Source organism: Brevundimonas sp., assembly GCF_029945885.1.
In the GTDB taxonomy this organism is placed as follows: domain Bacteria; phylum Pseudomonadota; class Alphaproteobacteria; order Caulobacterales; family Caulobacteraceae; genus Brevundimonas.
The window spans coordinates 1-17,603 of sequence record NZ_JAQSDK010000023.1; the positions used below are offsets into that span (position 1 = coordinate 1).

The 17,603-nt window shown below is 68.9% G+C and carries 20 protein-coding genes; 15 read left to right on the forward strand and 5 right to left on the reverse strand.

The annotated features are described in order from the left end of the window. From PSV00_RS09655 to PSV00_RS09665, 3 genes are all read left to right on the forward strand, one after another. Positions 1 to 188, forward strand: a 188-nt coding sequence (locus tag PSV00_RS09655; protein WP_300446515.1) for a DNA-directed RNA polymerase subunit alpha C-terminal domain-containing protein, incomplete at its 5' end; no start/stop codon positions are given. Positions 189 to 290: 102 nt separating this feature from the next. Next, positions 291 to 710 (forward strand): 50S ribosomal protein L17, encoded by a 420-nt coding sequence (gene rplQ / locus PSV00_RS09660; protein ID WP_300446518.1) that lies wholly within the window; start codon positions 291 to 293, stop codon positions 708 to 710. A gap of 90 nt (positions 711 to 800) precedes the next feature. Beyond that, positions 801 to 1,274, forward strand: a complete 474-nt coding sequence (locus tag PSV00_RS09665; RefSeq protein WP_300446521.1) for a GNAT family N-acetyltransferase — start codon at positions 801 to 803, stop codon at positions 1,272 to 1,274. Between the two features lie 3 nt (positions 1,275 to 1,277). Here the strand turns inward: PSV00_RS09665 and PSV00_RS09670 are convergent, their stop codons facing one another. Together PSV00_RS09670 and PSV00_RS09675 are read right to left on the reverse strand one after the other, a co-directional pair. Further along, positions 1,278 to 2,150, reverse strand: a complete 873-nt coding sequence (locus PSV00_RS09670) for a hypothetical protein (RefSeq protein WP_300446524.1) — start codon at positions 2,148 to 2,150, stop codon at positions 1,278 to 1,280. After that, a complete protein-coding gene (locus PSV00_RS09675; protein ID WP_300446527.1) occupies positions 2,140 to 3,060 on the reverse strand; it encodes an ABC transporter ATP-binding protein in 921 nt (306 codons plus the stop codon). The genes PSV00_RS09670 and PSV00_RS09675 overlap by 11 nt, the downstream gene beginning before the upstream one ends. A gap of 139 nt (positions 3,061 to 3,199) precedes the next feature. Between PSV00_RS09675 and PSV00_RS09680 the strand changes: the two genes are divergently transcribed. Continuing rightward, a complete protein-coding gene (locus tag PSV00_RS09680; protein ID WP_366944649.1) occupies positions 3,200 to 4,591 on the forward strand; it encodes a trypsin-like peptidase domain-containing protein in 1,392 nt (463 codons plus the stop codon). A 16-nt stretch (positions 4,592 to 4,607) separates the two neighbouring features. On the opposite strand, the gene PSV00_RS09685 is transcribed toward PSV00_RS09680, so the two are convergent. Further along, positions 4,608 to 5,027, reverse strand: coding sequence for a VOC family protein (locus PSV00_RS09685; protein ID WP_300446530.1), 420 nt, complete (start codon positions 5,025 to 5,027; stop codon positions 4,608 to 4,610). 167 nt (positions 5,028 to 5,194) lie between these two features. On the opposite strand from PSV00_RS09685, the gene PSV00_RS09690 reads away from it, so the two are divergent. From PSV00_RS09690 to PSV00_RS09705, 4 genes are all read left to right on the forward strand, one after another. After that, entirely contained in the window at positions 5,195 to 6,514 is a 1,320-nt protein-coding gene (locus PSV00_RS09690) for a replication-associated recombination protein A (RefSeq protein WP_300446533.1), read from the forward strand. Between the two features lie 65 nt (positions 6,515 to 6,579). Continuing rightward, positions 6,580 to 7,017 carry a hypothetical protein gene (locus PSV00_RS09695; protein WP_300446536.1) on the forward strand — a complete coding sequence of 146 codons (438 nt, stop codon included), beginning with the start codon at positions 6,580 to 6,582 and terminating at the stop codon, positions 7,015 to 7,017. A 39-nt stretch (positions 7,018 to 7,056) separates the two neighbouring features. Next, positions 7,057 to 7,782, forward strand: a complete 726-nt coding sequence (locus tag PSV00_RS09700) for an RluA family pseudouridine synthase (RefSeq protein ID WP_300446539.1) — start codon at positions 7,057 to 7,059, stop codon at positions 7,780 to 7,782. 271 nt (positions 7,783 to 8,053) lie between these two features. Further along, positions 8,054 to 8,548, forward strand: coding sequence for a hypothetical protein (locus tag PSV00_RS09705; protein ID WP_300446542.1), 495 nt, complete (start codon positions 8,054 to 8,056; stop codon positions 8,546 to 8,548). Positions 8,549 to 8,779: 231 nt separating this feature from the next. Here the strand turns inward: PSV00_RS09705 and PSV00_RS09710 are convergent, their stop codons facing one another. Next, positions 8,780 to 9,943: a hypothetical protein gene (locus PSV00_RS09710; RefSeq protein ID WP_300446545.1), complete on the reverse strand. Its 1,164-nt coding sequence runs from the start codon at positions 9,941 to 9,943 to the stop codon at positions 8,780 to 8,782. Positions 9,944 to 10,144: 201 nt separating this feature from the next. On the opposite strand from PSV00_RS09710, the gene crcB reads away from it, so the two are divergent. From crcB to PSV00_RS09745, 7 genes are all read left to right on the forward strand, one after another. Beyond that, a complete protein-coding gene (crcB, locus tag PSV00_RS09715; RefSeq protein ID WP_300446547.1) occupies positions 10,145 to 10,540 on the forward strand; it encodes a fluoride efflux transporter CrcB in 396 nt (131 codons plus the stop codon). Next, the gene (locus tag PSV00_RS09720) at positions 10,537 to 11,568 is read left to right on the forward strand and encodes an RluA family pseudouridine synthase (RefSeq protein WP_300446550.1); all 1,032 of its coding nucleotides are present in this window, start codon (positions 10,537 to 10,539) and stop codon (positions 11,566 to 11,568) included. The genes crcB and PSV00_RS09720 overlap by 4 nt, the downstream gene beginning before the upstream one ends. After that, positions 11,565 to 13,058 (forward strand): putative 2OG-Fe(II) oxygenase, encoded by a 1,494-nt coding sequence (locus tag PSV00_RS09725; protein ID WP_300446552.1) that lies wholly within the window; start codon positions 11,565 to 11,567, stop codon positions 13,056 to 13,058. The genes PSV00_RS09720 and PSV00_RS09725 overlap by 4 nt, the downstream gene beginning before the upstream one ends. Then, positions 13,055 to 13,744, forward strand: coding sequence for an HAD-IA family hydrolase (locus tag PSV00_RS09730; RefSeq protein WP_300446554.1), 690 nt, complete (start codon positions 13,055 to 13,057; stop codon positions 13,742 to 13,744). Before PSV00_RS09725 ends, PSV00_RS09730 begins: the two co-directional genes overlap by 4 nt. Beyond that, positions 13,741 to 14,502, forward strand: a complete 762-nt coding sequence (locus PSV00_RS09735; protein WP_300446556.1) for an ATP12 family chaperone protein — start codon at positions 13,741 to 13,743, stop codon at positions 14,500 to 14,502. Before PSV00_RS09730 ends, PSV00_RS09735 begins: the two co-directional genes overlap by 4 nt. Positions 14,503 to 14,585: 83 nt before the next feature. Next, entirely contained in the window at positions 14,586 to 16,118 is a 1,533-nt protein-coding gene (locus PSV00_RS09740; RefSeq protein ID WP_300446558.1) for an acyl-CoA carboxylase subunit beta, read from the forward strand. A gap of 533 nt (positions 16,119 to 16,651) precedes the next feature. Continuing rightward, positions 16,652 to 16,960, forward strand: coding sequence for a GIY-YIG nuclease family protein (locus tag PSV00_RS09745; RefSeq protein WP_300446560.1), 309 nt, complete (start codon positions 16,652 to 16,654; stop codon positions 16,958 to 16,960). 15 nt (positions 16,961 to 16,975) lie between these two features. Here the strand turns inward: PSV00_RS09745 and PSV00_RS09750 are convergent, their stop codons facing one another. Continuing rightward, positions 16,976 to 17,362: a DUF302 domain-containing protein gene (locus PSV00_RS09750; RefSeq protein WP_300446562.1), complete on the reverse strand. Its 387-nt coding sequence runs from the start codon at positions 17,360 to 17,362 to the stop codon at positions 16,976 to 16,978. Positions 17,363 to 17,603 lie beyond the last annotated feature (241 nt).

Sequence of the window (17,603 nt, forward strand, 5' to 3'; positions counted from 1 at the left end):
TCTACATCGGCGACCTGATCCAGAAGACCGAGGGCGAAATGCTTCGCACCCCGAATTTCGGGCGCAAGTCGTTGAACGAGATCAAGGAAGTTCTCGCGACGATGGGGCTCTCGCTCGGCATGGACGTGCCGAACTGGCCGCCCGAGAACATCGAAGATCTGGCCAAGAAGTTCGACGAACAGATCTAGTTTCAACCCTCCGCCCATTTCCCACCCGGGGATGCGGGGCGGTTAGAATTATACGGCCCTAGGTCCTGAAGAGGATACCGGGGTTGAGTAGGAGAGACCCCGATGCGCCACGGCGCCGCCTATCGCAAGCTCGGCCGTACGGCCAGCCACAGGACTGCCTTGTTCGCCAATATGGCGGCATCGCTGATCAAGCACGAGCAGATCACCACGACCCTGCCCAAGGCCAAGGAACTGCGTCCCTTCGTCGAAAAGCTGGTCACGCTCGCCAAGAAGGGCGACCTGCACGCCCGTCGCCAGGCCATCAGTGCCGTGCGCGACGTGCCGCAGGTCGGCAAGCTGTTCGAGACGATCGGCCCGCGCTACGCCGAGCGTAGCGGTGGCTATATCCGCATCATGAAGGCCGGTTACCGTCATGGTGACAACGCCGCCATGGCCGTGATCGAGTTCGTCGACCGCGACGTCAACGCCAAGGGCCTGGACTCGGGTCCGGTCTATGCCGTCGAGAGTGACGACGAAGCCTAGGCTTCGCGGTCACGACACAAAATCTGAAGGGGCGGCCGGAGCGATCCGGCCGCCCTTTTGCTTGGGCGACGCCTCAGGCAGGATCACCGCATGACCCTGAATTCCGCGCTGAAGATCGTTCCCTACCGCCCCGCCCATCGCGCTGACTGGCAGGCCCTGAACGCGGCCTGGCTGGCGGCGGGCGGCTTCACGGTCGAGGCCAAGGACCGCAAGGCCATCGACGATCCCGAGGGCGCGATCCTGGCGATCGGGGGTCATATCTTCATCGCCGAACGGGACGGGGCTGCGGTCGGCTGCTGCGCCCTGTTGCCGATGGCCGACGGCGGCCGGGAGGTGGCCAAGATGACGGTGGCCCCCGAAGCGCGCGGGCTGGGGCTGGCGCGACGCCTGCTGGAGGCGTGCGAGGCGCAGGCCCGGACTGTCGGCGCGCATCGCCTGTATCTGGAAACCAGCAGCACCCTGGCCCCGGCCCGGGCCCTGTACGACCGGTTCGGCTTCACGCCGCTGCCGCCCGCGCCCAGCCCCTATGTCCGCTGCGACGTCTGGATGGAAAAGCGGCTCTGAGCCCTATTCCTTCGACAGGTCCTGCCGCTGGAACCAGGCCAGGGCTCCCGCCAGGGGAACGACGGTCCACAGACCCAGGCTGACCCAGGCCTTCAGCGTCAGGCCGGCGGGCAGGGCGGCCGCCGCCGGGCCACCGCCGATGACGGCTCCGAGCGCGTCAGTGGCCGCCCCCGGATTGAACAGGATGGCCAGCCAGGCGTCGGGCATGACCCCCATCGGTGCCAGCAACTGCAGAGAGGCGAACTGGGCGACGCCGACGACCAGCGGGATGAACAGGGCCGCCAGCAGGGAACGGGTGAAGACCGCGGCCAGCAGGCTGAGCATGGTGAACTGCGCGATCCGTAGCCACGACAGGCCGGTCAGGGCGAAAAACTGGCCGATCCGCTCACCCGTGACGGGGAAGGACAGGGTACGTTCGAAGATCACGGCCGTGAGCAGGCCTTCGATCACCTCGCCGACGAGCATGAAGGCCATGGCCGCCAGGGCCAAGGCCGCGACGACTCCCAGCTTGGCCAGGATCAGGTTGGACCGGCTGTTGCGGGCGCTGATCAGTCGCCAGGTCTCCCAGCGATAGTCCCCGGCATAGATCGTCGCCGCGCCGATCAGCACGAACAGCAGCATCAACGGATTGGCCAGGCTGCCGGCGGCGGTGATCAGGGCGCCGCCCAGGTCGAGGGTCCCGCGGGCCAGCATCTCGGCGACCTCTGCCGGGGTCCTGGAATCGCCCAGCAGTTTGGTCTCGCCGCCCTTCAGCACGAAACTGGTGAGGCCCGAGATGACGACGCTCAGGATCGGCACGAACAGGGCGCTCCAGAAGACGGCCGTGCGGTTCTTCGACAGGCGGAAGCCCTCGGCGCGAATGGCATCAACCAGCATGGATCTGCTCCCCCCGGCCGGCTTCGGCGGCCCCGGTCTCGGTCATGAAGATGCTTTCCAGATCGGCACCGACCCAGCGGGCCTCGCTGATGTCGATACCCTGTTGGACCAGGGCGCGGATCAGGGCCGGGGCCTCGTCCCGGGCGATGGCCGCCATCACCCCGTCATCGTCGCGTGAGCCCCGTTCGCCCAGCACGGCCAGCGCCGCCTCTACCGGGCTCAGGGTCAGGCGCAGACGCTCGCCGCCGGCGGCGGTCAGTTCGGACACAGCCCCCTCGAGGATCAGCTTGCCGCGGTTCAGGATGGCGACCCGGTCACAGATCTTCTGGACCTCCAGCAGCTGGTGGCTGGCCAGGATGACGGTGACGCCGTCGTCGTCGGCCAGGCTGCGGATCAGGGCCCGCATCTCCTGGATGCCGGGGGGGTCCATGCCGCTGGTCGGTTCATCGAGGATGACCAGATCGGGCCGGCTCATCAGGGCGGCGGCGACGCCCAGCCGTTGCAGCATGCCGACGGAAAAGCCGCGCACCCGGCGGTCGGCCGCCTCGGTCAGGCCAACCCGCTCCAGCCAGGCGGGAATCCCGGCCGTGGCCCCGACACCATGCGACAGGGCCAGCCATTCCAGCACCTGGCGGGCGCTCATATAGGGCGGATAGCGCGGGGTCTCGATCATCGAGCCCATCCGGCGCATGGCGGCGATGTCGCCGATGGCCCCGCCCATCACGGTCGCCGTGCCGTCGCTGGGCCGGATCAGGCCCAGCAGGATCCGGAACAGGGTCGACTTGCCGGCCCCGTTCGGTCCGAGAATGCCATAGACGCCGCCACGCGGGATCGACAGCGACAGGCCGTCCAGGGCGCGGACCGTACCGTAGGTCTTGGTCAGGTCGCGGGTTTCAATCACAGCGGTCATGACCCGAGCGTGACCGGAGTTCGCTGTTCCGGCAAGCCGTCGCACATTAAGCTTCGGCAATACCGCCGATGCCCCCGTCGCCATGGAATGGCCCGAAATCCATCGCCGAATGGCCCACCCCTTCCGCAAAGACCGGGACATGATGAAGACTTCCAGCCTCGTTCTCGCCGCCGCCCTGCTGCTCGCCGCCTGCGGCTCGCCCCATGACTCCAGCGCCCAGGACGGGGTCTTCGCCGAGGCCCCGCGCCAGCTGCCCGGCGACGCCCTGTCGATGAAGGCCAGTTTTGCCCCCGTGGTCCGCGAGGCGGCCCCGGCCGTGGTCAATATCTCGGCCCGGGGCGTGCAGACGGTGCGCGATCCCTTCTTCGAAATGTTCGGCGGCGGACCGCAGCAGCGGGTGACCGGCTCGATCGGCTCGGGCGTCATCGTCCGGGCCGACGGGGTGGTGGTGACCAACCGCCACGTGATCGAGAACATGCAGCAGATCCGCGTCACCCTGGCCGACCGGCGCGAGTTCGCGGCGAAGGTGGTGCTGGCCGATGAACGCTCCGACATCGCCGTGCTGCAGCTGGAAGGCGTCAGCGAGCGGCTGCCGGTCCTGAACATCGACGATCGTGAGGAGCAGCAGATCGGCGACCTGGTCCTGGCCATCGGCAATCCGTTCGGCGTCGGCCAGACGGTGACCAACGGCATCATCTCGGCCCTGAACCGCACCGACACCGGCATCAGCGACAGCGGCTCCTTCATCCAGACCGACGCGGCCATCAATCCCGGCAATTCCGGCGGGGCCCTGGTCGACATGGACGGCGACCTGATCGGCATCAACACCGCCATCTTCTCGCGCACCGGCTCGTCGTCCGGGGTCGGCTTCGCCGTGCCCGCCGCCATGGTCCGTCAGGTCGTCGACTCCGCTGTCGGCGGGGCGACTGCCGTGGTTCGCCCGTGGCTGGGGGTCAAGGGTGATCCGGTCACGGCCGAGGTCGCGCGTAGCCTGGGACTGGACCGGCCGCAGGGGCTGGTCATCACCACCGTCTATCCCGAGGGGCCCGGGGCCCGCGCCGGCCTGCGCACGGGAGACATCATCACCGCCGTCGACGGGGCCGAGATCAACGACCAGGGCGGGTTGAATTTCCGCATCGGCACGCACGAGCCGGACGCCACCGTCCAGGTCGCGCTGCTGCGCGACGGCGATGCCCGCACCATCCGGGCCCGGGTCCAGAAACTGCCCGGCAACAGCGACATGAGCGCCGCCACCACGATCCAGGCCGGGGCCCTGGCCGGGGCCCAGGCCCTGACCCTGAACCCGGCCCTGGCCGACAGTCTGGGCGGGGATCCGTTCACCCGCGGTGTGCTTCTGGGGCAGATCGGTCGCGGCAGCATGGCCGCCCGCACCGGCTTTGTGCGCGGCGATGTGGTGGTCTCGGTCAATGGCCGGGCCGTGACCTCCGCCGGCCAGCTGGCCAATCTGCAGCGCGGCACCGAGGTGACGATCGAACGTCAGGGCCGCCGGATCAGCGGCACCATGCGTTAGGCCGGTCGGGGCGGTTTCAGCCCTTGATCGGACCGCCGATCGACCAGGTGTGGCCGAACGGGTCGCGCACCTTGCCGTAGCGGTCGCCCCAGAACCGGTCGGCCATCGGCACCACCGGCACGGCGTCGGCCAGCAGGGCCCGCGCCCACCATTCGTCGGGATCGTCGACCTGCAGGTGCAGGGTGACGCCCCTGGGCACGACGTTCTGCTCGCCGCTGGCTTCGGGGAATTCGTCATTGAGCATGACGCTGGCCCCGTTGATCAGCAGATGGGCGTGCCTCAGCCGTTCGCCGTCCTCGGCGAGATGCCGGTTCAGCTCCGTCGCCCCGAAGGCACGGGTGTAGAAGGCGATGGCCGCCTCGCCGCCGCGACCCGGAATGGTCAGGTGCGGGGTCACTCCGCAGGTCGGGGCCTGGACCTTGGCATCGTCAGACATGTCGGCTCCTCTGGCTGTCGACCATTAAAGCCCTTCCCCCTCGATGGGGGAAGGGTTGGGATGGGGGTGTCGGTGTGTGGATCAACAAACCTGCCGGCACCGTACCCCTGTCACCGCCAACCCCGGCCCTTCCCCCATCAAGGGGGAAGGGCGCAGTATGGATTCGCATGACTGACCTGTTCGAAGCCTCCGGCATCCATCCCCCCGACGCCCCCCTGGCGGACCGGCTGCGCCCGGCCACCCTCGACGAGGTGGTGGGCCAGGATCATCTGCTGGGCGAGGGCGGACCGATCCGGCGCATGGTCGACGCCGGCCGTCTGGGCTCGATGATCCTGTGGGGCCCGCCGGGCACCGGCAAGACGACGATCGCCCGCCTGCTGGCGGCCGCCGCCGGTTACCAGTTCCAGCAGATCAGCGCCGTCTTCTCGGGGGTGGCCGATCTGAAGAAGGCGTTCGAGGCCGCCCGCATGCGCCGCGCCGCCGGCCAGTCGACCCTGTTGTTCGTCGACGAGATCCACCGCTTCAACCGGGCCCAGCAGGACGGCTTCCTGCCCTTCGTCGAGGAGGGGGTGATCACCCTGGTCGGGGCCACGACCGAAAACCCCAGCTTCGAGCTGAACGGGGCCCTGCTGTCGCGCAGCCAGGTCTATGTGCTGAAGCGGCTGGATGACGCGGCGCTGGATCAACTGTTGACCCGGGCCGAGGCCCAGGAGGGCAAGACCCTGCCGCTGACGGCCGAGGCGCGTCACGCCCTGACCGCCCTGGCCGACGGCGACGGCCGCTATCTGCTGACCATGAGCGAGGTGCTGTTCGACCTCGCCGATACCCGCCCCGAACCGCTGGACGTCCAGGCCCTGGCCGGCATCCTGCAGAAGCGCGCGCCCGCCTACGACAAGAGTCGAGAAGAACACTACAACCTCATATCCGCCCTGCATAAATCGGTTCGCGGGTCGGACCCTGACGCGGCCCTCTACTGGCTGGCGCGAATGCTGAACGGGGGCGAGGATCCGCTGTATCTGGCCCGTCGCATCGTGCGCATGGCGGTCGAGGATATCGGCGAGGCCGACCCCCTGTCGCTGCTGATCGCCAATGCGGCGAAGGACACCTACGACTTCCTCGGCAGCCCCGAGGGTGAACTGGCCCTGGCCCAGGCCGTGGTCCATCTGGCCACCGCGCCCAAGTCGGTCGGGGTCTATGAAGCCTTCAAGGCAGCGAAGAAGGCGGCGGCCGAGACCGGCTCCTTCATGCCGCCGGCCCATATCCGCAACGCCCCGACCCAGCTGATGAAGTCGCTCGGCTACGGCAAGGGCTATGCCTATGACCCCGACACGCCCGAGGGTTTTTCCGGCGCGAACTTCTTCCCCGACGAGATGGAACGCCGCACCTTCTACAGGCCGAAGGGCGAAGGCCATGAGGAGAAGGTCAAGGCCCGGCTGGAGCGCTGGGCCGCGCTGCGGGCGGCCGGGGCGGGGCAGGGGGACGCCTGATCCCGACGTTGCCGTAACAGCGTTACCGGCGTATTCTGTCTGTCATAAACCTTGGGAGGGGTAGAATGACAGAAGCGAAAACCGTGCCGTGGCATCTGTGGGTTGTGGGTGTGATCGCCCTGCTGTGGAACGCCTATGGCGGCTTCGACTACTATATGACGATGACGCAGGGCGAGGCCTATATGCAGTCCGCCGGGCTCAGCCCCGAGATCATCGCCTACTATATGGGCATGCCCGGCTGGATGGCTGCGGTCTGGGCCGTCGGGGTCTGGGTCGGCGTGCTGGCGGCCGTTCTGCTGCTGCTGCGGATGCGCTGGGCGGTCTATGCCTTCCTCGTCTCGCTGGCGGCCTTTCTGGTCAGCGTCGTCTACACCTATTTCCTGTCCGGCGGCGCGGCCATCATCGGCCAGCAGGGCATGATCATGAGTGCGGTCATCGGCGTCGCGACGGCCTTCTTCCTCTGGTATTCCAGCCGGATGCAAAAGGCCCACGTGCTGCGCTAATGGGCTGACGGGCGGTCCCGCATCGCCTATGCACGGCGGGTGAGCACCCGACCGCCCGTCTCCCTGTCCGACGAAGACATTGCCGCCGTCCGTTCGTGGGTGATCCACGAGGACGCGTCCGTCATCGCCTTCAACAAGCCCTCGGGCCTGTCCAGCCAGGGCGGGCGTATCCAGGCCCATACGCTGGACGACCTGCTGTGGGCCTTCGCCCGCTCGAACGGCAAACGGCCCGACCTGATCCACCGGCTGGACCGCGACACCTCGGGCGTCATCCTCGCCGCCAAAACCAAGCCCGCCGCCGGCTTCCTCGGCAAGGCGCTGCAGGCCAAGAAACTCAGCAAGACCTATCTGGCCCTGGTCGCCGCCGCGCCCGAACCGCGCGAGGGTCTGATCGACGCGGCCCTGCTGCGTCAGGAGATCGGCCGCGAAAGCTATATGCGGGTCGTCGCCCCCGACACGCCGGGAGCCCAGCTGTCGCAGAGCCGCTACCGCACCCTGGCCGCGACGGAGGCGGGGGGCCTGGTCGAGCTGTCGCCCCTGACCGGGCGGATGCACCAGCTGCGCGTCCACATGGCCCATATCGGTCGCCCCCTGGCCGGGGACCAGCGCTATGGTGGGGCCCTGACCCTGGCCGGCCGCGCCGCGCCGCGGCTGATGCTGCACGCGGCCACCCTGACCTTCCCTCATCCCGACGGCGGCCGCGTCACCGTCGAGGCCCCGCTGCCGGCGGATTTCGTGACGCTGAAGGCGGCGGCGGGGCTGTGATCCTCCCCCACAGGGGGAGGGGGACCGCCCGAAGGGGGTGGAGGGGGCAGGCCCCGGACACCGGCGCATGCGGTGATTCCCCTCCACCGCTTCAGGCTTCGCGCTGCCCTTCGGGTCGCGGTCCCCCTCCCCACTGCCGTGGGGAGGAGACGGTGCGGCTTCGTCTCCTCCCTGTCGCGAAGCGATGGGGAGGGGGACCACCCGAAGGGTGGTGGAGGGGAGGAACCCAAGCCATAGTTCGATGGTTCCGAAAGCAACCCGGAGAGACCCGATGAAACGCCTGACCCTGTTGACCCTCGCCGCCTCGGCCCTGGCCCTGACCGCCTGTGCCAGCCTGGCCCCCTATGGCCCCCAGCAGGGACCGAACGGGCAGGGCTATGCCGAGCAGCGCATCGAATCCAACCGCTTCCGCGTCACCTATCGCGGTGTCGGCGCGCCCGGCCCGGTCGCGGACATGGCCCTGCTGCGCGCCGCCGACCTGACGGTCCAGTCCGGCTTCGACTGGTTCGAGGTCACCCAGCGCTGGACCGACGGCCGCCGCGACAGCGCCGGCGGCGTCCGCCCCAGTGTCTCGATCGGAGCGGGCAGCAGCCGCTACGGCCGCTATTCCTCATCCGGTGTCGGCGTCGGTGTCGGCCTCGACCTCAGCGGCCCCCAGCCGACCTCGACCGTGCTGGAGGTGGTGATGGGCAATGGCCCCCGCCCGGACCGGCCCGAGGCCTATGACGCGCGCGACGTGCAGAGGACGTTGCGCGGTCGGGAGTAGAGTCCGTATTCAACGGGTTCCCACCAGCCGCCATCCTCGCCCTTGTCATCCCGGACGCCGCGAAGCGGCGATCCGGGACGGAAGGCTCCCCCGGTCCAGACCTCCCGGAAATCGCGGCGCGATTTCCGGGAGACGGGTGCCGCCACGCGGGATTTTGACCTGTCTCCCGGATAGCGGCTGACGCAGCGTCCGGGATGACAAGGGGGTCGTACCGACGCGAACCTCTGCCCCTCAGCGCCCCCCGCGCGTCAGGGCCCGGTATTCGACCAGACGTTCCTTGTCGCGCCGCACCTGGTCGGCAACGGCGTTGTCGACGTCCAGCGAGGCGTAGCGGACCCAGTTCTCGATGCCCAGCTTGTCCTGGATGGCCGAGGTCGGGGTCTGCCAGCGGAAATAGGACACGAAGCTGACCACCGCGCCCAGCACGATCGCCATCACCTCGAGGCCGCGATAGACCAGCTCGCGCCCCTCCGGCGTCGGCTGCAGCACGAAAATGCCCAGCCAGGTCAGGAACAGGACCGGGGTCAGGAAGCGGTTGAACCAGCGCATCCAGTAGCGTTCGCGGCGCACGCGCCACAGCTCCATCTGGACGTATTTCTCCAGGTATTCCATCCGCGCGCCCAGCCACATGGTCAGCCGGGTCAGGTACATGGCGCGCTGGCCCCAGGCCTTGCCGTCCTGCTGGTACTGGGTCTCGGCCTGGTCGGCCATGGCGCGACCGCTGGTGAACAGGTTCTGCAGTTCGCGGGTTCGCTGCACGATGCCGCGCGACAGCTGGTAGGAGTCATTCTCCAGCTTGAACCGGTACTGGACGAACAGGATGGCCTGGGCCCCCCAGTACAGGCCGAAGGCCGCGACCATGGCGGCGGCGGCCAGGATGGGGCCGGCCGTGTCCGATCCGGTCCACAGGCTGAACCAGGTCGGGCCGATCAGGGCCAGGACAGCAAAGGCGGTCATGGCCAGGACCTGACTGACCCGTTTGACGATCACATGAATGCGCAGGGCGTCGAAAATGCCCCGGCCATAGACATAGATGTCGCTGCGGATGTCGGAGTCATTGGGGAAACGCTCCTCGATCTGGCGCGCATACAGGACGTGGAACCGGTCCGGCTTGCTGTTGCTCTCCCAGAACGGAAAGATATCCAGCGGCTGGTTGAAATATTCGTCGATATGGGCCGAGACCTGGGCGATGGCGGCCGGGTCGTGCGAGAAATATTCGCTGTCCTGGATCGGCTTCAATATGCCGTCGGGCGAACGCGCCGCGCCGGTGTCCCGTTGCGGCACGGCCGGCGGCGTGGAGCGGTCGGCCAGATCGGCGGCCCCGGGCGGCGGGGCCGCGTGCGGCGGTGCCGCCGGCGGCGGCGCGGCTTCCGGATGATGATCGTGGTCGGACATGGCTGTCGAAACGCTCCCAGACTGCGGCCCGATCCTAGGGCAGACCGGTCCACAGACCGATGATCTTCCCTCAGGACGCGAACGCCTGCTTCAGCTATCGCCGTTAACCGTGCCGCTGGGCAAGTGAAGTTTCGGTCAGGCGCAGGCCCCGCAAGGGCCGCACAGCCTTCGCAAGACGGGGATGCGCGCTATAAGCGCCGGATGACACGATTTCTCATTGTCGCCGCCGGGGGCGGACTGGGCGCAATGGCCCGTTACGGCCTGGGCCTTGTGCTCGGCCGGATGACGCCCGGATCGACCTGGCCGTGGGCGACCCTGAGCGCCAATGTGGTGGGCGGTCTCGTGATGGGACTTCTGGTCGGCTGGCTGGCGTTGCGCGCCGGGGCCGGGCAGGAGGGTGTGCGCCTGTTCGCCGCCGTCGGCCTGCTGGGCGGGTTCACCACCTTCTCGGCCTTTTCGCTGGAGACGGTGCTGATGATCGAGCGCCGTCAATTCGCCATGGCCGGGGGCTATGTCGCCCTCTCGGTGGTCCTGTCGATCACTGCCCTGTTTATCGGCCTGATGGTCGCCCGCCGCGCCTTCGGAGCCGCCCTTTGACCGACGAACCCATTCAGGACGCTGAACCCGCGCCCAAACGCGAAGTCCTCACCATCTATGTGGCCGAGGCCGAGGACGGCATCCGGCTGGACCGCTGGTTCCGCCGGCGCTGGCCCCACCTGTCCAACATCCAGGTGCAGAAGATGGCCCGCAGCGGCCAGATCCGCGTCGACGGGGCCCGGATCAAGCCCGAGGGCCGTCTGACCGCCGGGGCCGCCGTGCGCGTGCCGCCGATCCCCGACGACACCTCACGCCAGGCCGGGGACGTTCACACCCTGACCCAGCGCGACATCGATTTCGCCAAATCCCTCGTCATCTACGAGGACGACATGGTCATCGCCATCAACAAGCCGCACGGCCTGGCCGTGCAGGGCGGCACCAAGACCAGCCGCCACGTCGACCGGCTGCTGTCGGCCTGGGGCGAGGGGATGGACCGGCCGCGCCTGGTCCACCGTCTGGACCGCGACACCTCCGGCGTCCTGCTGCTGGGCAAGGGACCCGAGGCCGCCAAACGTCTGGCCGGGGCCTTCGCCCGCCGTCAGGCGAAGAAGACCTACTGGGCCATCGTCATCGGCAATCCCAAACCCTCGGCCGGCCAGATCGACATGCCGCTGAAGAAGACCGGCATCAACGATTTCGAGATGATGCGCCCCGCCGACCGCAAGGACCCGCGCGCCGAGTCGGCCGAGACCGCCTTCGCCACCATCAGCCGCGCCGCCCACCGGGCCAGCTGGATGGCCCTGCGCCCCTTCACCGGCCGCACCCATCAGCTGCGCGCCCATATGGCCGGGATTGGTCATCCGATCCTGGGTGACCGCAAATACGGGGACGACAAGTCGAAGGAGCTGAGCGGTATCCTGAAGCTCCAGCTGCACGCCCGTCGCATCGAGCTGGACCATCCGTCCGGTGGCATCCTCGACATCACCGCCCCGCTGAGTCCCGAGGTCAAGGCCGGTTTCGCCCATTTCGGCTTCGACCCGCACGAGGGCGATGACGATCCGTTCGAGGGAGTGCGACGCCAGAGATGAGCATTGAGCTGAACCGCGCTGCCAACCAGCTGATCGGCCAGGGCCGGGCCGCCGAGGCCCTGCGCCTGACCGAACCGGCCGTGGCCGGGGATACGGTGGCGGTCTCCGCGCTCAATGCCCACGCGGCCGTGCTCAAGGCCCTGGGCCGTCACGCCGAGGCGGCGGTGTTCAATCGCCGCGCCGTGCAGCAGGACCCGAAGGACCGGATCGGCTGGCACAATCTGGCGGCCACCCTGTGTGACCTGTCCGACTATGCCGGGGCCCGCAAGGCGGCCGAACGGGCCTTCCGTCTCGGGCTCGAGGCCCCGGAGACCTTTCTGGTGTCGGGCCGGGCCCTGCAGGGGCTGGCCATGTTCGACGGGGCCGAGCGCGCCTTTCGCGAGGCCCTGAAACGCCGCCCCGACTATGTCGACGGCCATCGCGATCTGGCCCAGCTGATCTGGATGCGTACCGCCGATCCCGACCGGGCCATGGCCGGGTTGAACACCGCCGCGGCCGCCCATCCGTCCCCGGCGATGGCGGCGTTGCAGGCCATGGTGCTGGAACGCGTCGGCCGTCCGCGCGACGGCTATGCCGTGCTGACCGACGCCCTGAGCCGCTGGCCCGGCGATGCGCGACTGCAGGTCGCCGCCGCCGAGGCCGCCTCTGATCTGGGCGAGACCGCCGAGGCCGTGCGTCTGGCCGAGGCGGCCTGGGCCCAGGCCCCGGGTCATCCGGCCCTGCTGGAAGCCGTCTGCACCGCCTGGCTGGCCGCCGGCCGTCCGCGCGCGGCCTTCGAGGCCATGGGGGCGCGGCTCGACGTCGCCCCGCACGACCAGATCGCCCTGGCCTTCCGCGCCACCGCCGCCCGGATGCTGGGCGAGCCCGACTATGAGCGGCTGTACGACTATGACGCCTTCGTCCGCCCGGCGGTGGTCGAGGCCCCGAAGGGCTGGGCCAGCCGCGAGGCCTGGCTGTCCGACCTGTCGGCGTCCCTGCACCGGCTGCACAAGCTGGAAAGCCATCCGCTGGAGAACTCCCTGCGCCACGGCAGCCAGACCGCCCAGAGCCTGCGCCAGTCAGACGATCCGGCGATCAAGGGCTTCTTTCAGGCCATCGACGCCCCGATCCGCGCCTATATGGCAGCGCTCGGGACCGGCCCCGATCCGCTGCGCGCGCGCAATACCGGGGCCTATGAGGTTCGCGGGGCCTGGTCCGTGCGACTGAAGCCCGGCGGCTGGCACGTCGACCACATCCATCCGCAGGGCTGGCTGTCCTCGGCCTTCTATGTCGAGACGCCGACCGCCGCCCTCGACACGCCCGAGCGCGAGGGCTGGATCCGTTTCGGCCAGCCGCGCCACCGTACCACCCCGCCGCTCGACGCCGGTCGCCACGTCCGGCCCGAGCCCGGCACCCTGGTCCTGTTCCCGTCCTATATGTGGCACGGCACCGTGCCCTTCACCTCCGACGAGTCGCGCATGACCATCGCCTTTGATGTGATCCCGGCATGAACCGGCCGCTGGCCGTGTTCGACATCGACGGCACCCTGGTCGACAGCCGCGCCTCGATCTTCCGCGCCGCCACCGAGGCGGCCCGCGATCTCGGCCTGGCCGAGCCCGCGTATGACCGGGTCCGCCAGATCGTCGGCCTGTCGCTGCCCAAGGCCCTGCATGTGCTGGAACCGGCCCTGACCGATGCCGAACTGGCCGATTTCGTCGCCGCCTTCCAGCGCAGCTTCCAGCGCATGCACGCCGAACAGGTGGTCGAGCCGGTCTATGCCGGGGCGATGGACACCCTGCGGCGGCTGAAGCGTGACGGCTGGCGTCTGGCCCTGGCCACCGGCCAGAACCGGCGCGGCGTGACCCGCAACCTGGCCCGCGCCGGCTGGGCCGATCTGTTCGTCTCCAGCCACTGTGCCGAGGACGGTCCGGGCAAGCCCGACCCGGCCATGCTGTTCGCCGCCATGGCCGCCAGCGGGGCCGACGCCGCCTCGACCACCATGATCGGCGACACCAGCCACGACATCAGTATGGCGCTGGGGGCCGGGGCCCATCCGCTGGGCGTGGCCTGGGGCTTTCACACCCGCGACGAACAGCTGGCCGCCGGTGCCCGGCACGTGGCCGATGACTTCACCGATCTGGAGGCCGCGCTCGACCGCTTCGCCAGCCAGAGCCGGATACCGCAGGACGTCCGATGAGCCATATTCCGCCCCTCGATCCCAATGTCGCCGCCCGCAAGGGCTTCCGTGAGTCCGAGGAGCGGCTGAAGCGGTTCTGGAAGGCCGTCGACGTCGCGGCCGACGGCGACGGCTGGGCCGTTCGGCTGGACGGGCGGGTGCCCAAGACCCCGGCCCATGCCCGAATGATCCTGCCGACCGAGGCCGCCGCCCGGCTGGTCGCCGCCGACTGGGCCGGGCAGGGCGAGTTCATTGATCCCGCCACCATGCCCGCCACCCGTCTGGCCGCGACCGCCATCGACCGGGTGTCGCAGGTGCGTGAGGCCGTGGCCGACGAGATCGCCGCCTTCGCCGGTTCCGACTGCCTCTGCTACCTGGCCGAGGCCCCGGCCTCGCTGGTCAGCGAACAGGCGCAGGCCTGGGGGCCGTGGCGCGACTGGGCCGCCCGCACCCACGGCATCACCCTGGAGGTCGCCCAGGGCATCATCCACCGGCCCCAGGCCCCCGAGTCCATCGCCCGCACCCGCGCCCTGGCCCTGGCGCTGGATGATTTCGCCCTGACCGGCCTGGCCACGGCGGTGCCCCTGCTGGGATCCGCCGTTCTGGGTCTGGCCCTGCAGCAGGGCGAGATCGGCGGGGCGGCGGCCTTCGAGCTGTCGCGCATCGACGAGATCTTCCAGGAACGCCAGTGGGGCGTCGATGACGAGGCCGCCGAACGCACCGCCGCCCGCCGCGCCGAGGCCGAATTGCTGGAGCGCTGGTTCCGCGCCCTGGGGTGAGGCCCGCCGTCCCTTGCCGGCCCGCTGTTCTTGCCAGTCCGGCCCCGGCCCCCTAATCCGGGGGCACGATCAAGGGACTGACCATGCAAGACATCCTCGACCAGCTCGAAGCCCGCCGTGCCGGTGCCAAACTCGGTGGTGGCGAAACGCGCATCGCCGCCCAGCACGCCAAGGGCAAGCTGACGGCGCGCGAGCGGATCGAGGTCCTGCTGGACGAGGGCTCGTTCGAGGAAACCGACATGTTCGTCGAGCATCGCTCGCACGATTTCGGCATGGAGAAACAGCGCATCCCCGGTGACGGCGTGGTCACCGGCCGCGGCACCATCGGCGGCCGTCTGGTCTATGTCTTCTCCAAGGATTTCACCGTCTTCGGCGGCTCCCTGTCGGGCGCGCACGCGGCCAAGATCGTCAAGATCCAGACCATGGCCCTGACCAATGGCGCGCCGATCATCGGCCTGTTCGACGCCGGTGGCGCGCGCATCCAGGAAGGGGTCGAGGCGCTGGGCGGCTATGCCGACATCTTCCTGCAGAACACCCTGGCCAGCGGCGTCATCCCCCAGATCAGCGTCATCATGGGCCCCTGCGCCGGCGGCGACGTCTATTCCCCGGCCATCACCGACTTCATCTTCATGGTGAAGGACACCTCCTACATGTATGTGACCGGCCCCGATGTGGTGAAGACGGTCACCAATGAGGTCGTGACGCATGAGGACCTGGGCGGGGCCCGCGTCCATTCGCAGAAGTCCGGCGTCGCTGACGGGGCGTTCGAGAACGATCTGGAGGCCCTGTCGGAAGTGCGCCGCCTGATCGGCTTCCTGCCGCTGTCGAACCGCGAAAAGCCGCCGGTGCGCGAATCCTACGATGACCCCGACCGCGACGAGGCCAGTCTCGACACCCTGACCCCGGCCAATCCGAACCAGCCCTATGACATGCACGAGCTGATCCTCAAGGTCGTGGATGAGGCCGAATTCTTCGAGATCGCCCCCGATTTCGCCAGGAACATCGTCACCGGCTTCGGCCGTCTGGACGGCCAGACCGTCGGCATCGTCGCCAACCAGCCCCAGGTCCTGGCCGGGGTGCTGGACATCGACTCCAGCCGCAAGGCCGCCCGTTTCGTCCGCTTCTGCGACGCCTTCGACATCGCCCTGGTCACCTTCGTCGACGTCCCCGGCTTCATGCCCGGCACGCGTCAGGAGTACGGCGGCCTGATCAAACACGGGGCCAAGCTGCTGTTCGCCTATGCCGAGGCCACGGTGCCCAAGCTGACCGTGATCACCCGCAAGGCCTATGGCGGCGCCTATGACGTGATGAGTTCCAAACACCTGCGCGGCGACGTCAACTACGCCTGGCCCAGCGCCGAGATCGCCGTCATGGGGGCCAAGGGTGCGGTCGAGATCATCTTCCGCAAGGAGGCCGGCGACCCCGAGGCCCTGGCGGCGCGGGAGGCGGAGTACAAGGACCGCTTCGCCAATCCGTTCGTCGCGGCGTCGCGCGGCTATATCGACGACGTGATCATGCCGCACGGGACAAGGCGGCGGCTGATCAAGGCGCTACGGACGCTGAAGAACAAGCAGCAGAGCAATCCGTGGAAGAAGCACGATAATATTCCGCTTTAGGGGGGGCTGACCAACCTCCTCCCCTGCGCCCGCAACCACCGCAGATGCCCTACGGCCGAGCCGGTGTTCGCGTCCCGGCCCGGCGTCGGGACCGCCCCGTCCCGGATAGCGCCTGTGGCGCTTCCGGGATGACAAGGTGCCGTGCCTGACACACCTGTGTGGCGACAAGGCGTGCTTTGTCTGCACCGCCCGGCGGTCGAGCATGACCCCCCTTGTCATCCCGGCCGAACCCCGGCGTAAGCCGGGGGTAGAGCCGGGACGGGACACCACTCCACCTCATCCCTCCCGGAAACCGCGCAGCGGTTGTCCGGGAGACAGGCGGGATCGACCCCGGTGACGGGATTTCCACGCCGAGGGGGAAGCACGCCCGGGCAGGGTGTGGCGTCCACCCGTCTCCCGGCTCAGCCCTGCGGGCTGTCCGGGAGGGTTTCGCAGGATCCCGTCCCGTCCCGGATAGCGCCTGCGGCGCTTCCGGGATGACAAGGTGCGCGCAATCTTGACGATGGCTGGCGCGCCCTCATAAGTTGCTCGCCATGCGCGCGAAAGGCCACGACTTCTGGGTCTATATCGTCGCCAGCGGTCCGTGCGGCTGGCTCTATGTCGGTATGACCAACGACCTGATCCGGCGCATCGACGAACACCGGCACGGCCAGATCGACGGCTACAGCCGCGCGCGCGGCACCGACCGGCTGGTCTGGTACGAACACCATCGCTACGTCGATCAGGCGATCCTGCGGGAAAAGCGCATCAAACGCTGGCAGCGCGCGTGGAAATTCGCCCTGATCGAGGCGGCGAACCCGCACTGGGCCGACCTCTATCCGGGACTGGTCGCAGAGCCCTGACCGACTGTCTGAAGATCAAACCGCCGCCACCGCCCGCTTCAGACCGGCCCCGATCTCGGCGGCCTTGGCCTTCAGGTCGGGGTTGTCGATGGCGGTCATCGACGCCACCGGGTCGATGGCGGCGACCTCGCAGCCGCCCGACGCCAGGGCCTGGACGATGACGTTGCACGGCAGCATCAGCCCGACCTTGTCCTCGAACCCCAGGGCCTCGTGCGCCGCCCCGGGGTTGCAGGCCCCGAGGATGATGTAGGGCCGGAAGTCGACGTCGAGCTTCGCCTTGAAGGTGGCGGCGATATCGACCTCGGTGATGATGCCGAAGCCCTCGGCCTTCAGCGTCTCGCGCGTCCGGGCCACGGCGGCGTCGAACGGCAGGTCGGTGGTCTTGCTGTGATAGTAGGTCACGGGAAATCTCCTTCGTCTGTATCAACGGCCCGCGAGCGTGGCGGTTGCCGTTCTAGCCCCCTCCCGGCGGGAGAGGGGTTGGGGAGAGGGCTTACGGTATCATCCCGCGTCGCACCGTAACCCCTCACCCTTTGACGCTTCGCGCCCCCCTTCGGGTCGCGCAGGGACCCTCGCTCAAAACAGCTGTCGTCATCCTCCGGCGCGAAGCGACCGGGGGACCCAGCGGCGCGGTCGCGCACCG

Coding starts and splice junctions, on each gene's coding strand:
- PSV00_RS09740 (WP_300446558.1), top strand. CDS start 14,586: ATGCAAGACATCCTCGACCAGCTCGAAGCCCGCCGTGCCGGTGCCAAA.
- PSV00_RS09665 (WP_300446521.1), top strand. CDS start 801: ATGACCCTGAATTCCGCGCTGAAGATCGTTCCCTACCGCCCCGCCCAT.
- PSV00_RS09745 (WP_300446560.1), top strand. CDS start 16,652: ATGCGCGCGAAAGGCCACGACTTCTGGGTCTATATCGTCGCCAGCGGT.
- PSV00_RS09680 (WP_366944649.1), top strand. CDS start 3,200: ATGATGAAGACTTCCAGCCTCGTTCTCGCCGCCGCCCTGCTGCTCGCC.
- PSV00_RS09735 (WP_300446556.1), top strand. CDS start 13,741: ATGAGCCATATTCCGCCCCTCGATCCCAATGTCGCCGCCCGCAAGGGC.
- PSV00_RS09710 (WP_300446545.1), bottom strand. CDS start 9,943: ATGTCCGACCACGATCATCATCCGGAAGCCGCGCCGCCGCCGGCGGCA.
- PSV00_RS09695 (WP_300446536.1), top strand. CDS start 6,580: ATGACAGAAGCGAAAACCGTGCCGTGGCATCTGTGGGTTGTGGGTGTG.
- rplQ (WP_300446518.1), top strand. CDS start 291: ATGCGCCACGGCGCCGCCTATCGCAAGCTCGGCCGTACGGCCAGCCAC.
- PSV00_RS09705 (WP_300446542.1), top strand. CDS start 8,054: ATGAAACGCCTGACCCTGTTGACCCTCGCCGCCTCGGCCCTGGCCCTG.
- PSV00_RS09730 (WP_300446554.1), top strand. CDS start 13,055: ATGAACCGGCCGCTGGCCGTGTTCGACATCGACGGCACCCTGGTCGAC.
- PSV00_RS09690 (WP_300446533.1), top strand. CDS start 5,195: ATGACTGACCTGTTCGAAGCCTCCGGCATCCATCCCCCCGACGCCCCC.
- PSV00_RS09675 (WP_300446527.1), bottom strand. CDS start 3,060: ATGACCGCTGTGATTGAAACCCGCGACCTGACCAAGACCTACGGTACG.
- PSV00_RS09725 (WP_300446552.1), top strand. CDS start 11,565: ATGAGCATTGAGCTGAACCGCGCTGCCAACCAGCTGATCGGCCAGGGC.
- PSV00_RS09670 (WP_300446524.1), bottom strand. CDS start 2,150: ATGCTGGTTGATGCCATTCGCGCCGAGGGCTTCCGCCTGTCGAAGAAC.
- crcB (WP_300446547.1), top strand. CDS start 10,145: ATGACACGATTTCTCATTGTCGCCGCCGGGGGCGGACTGGGCGCAATG.
- PSV00_RS09685 (WP_300446530.1), bottom strand. CDS start 5,027: ATGTCTGACGATGCCAAGGTCCAGGCCCCGACCTGCGGAGTGACCCCG.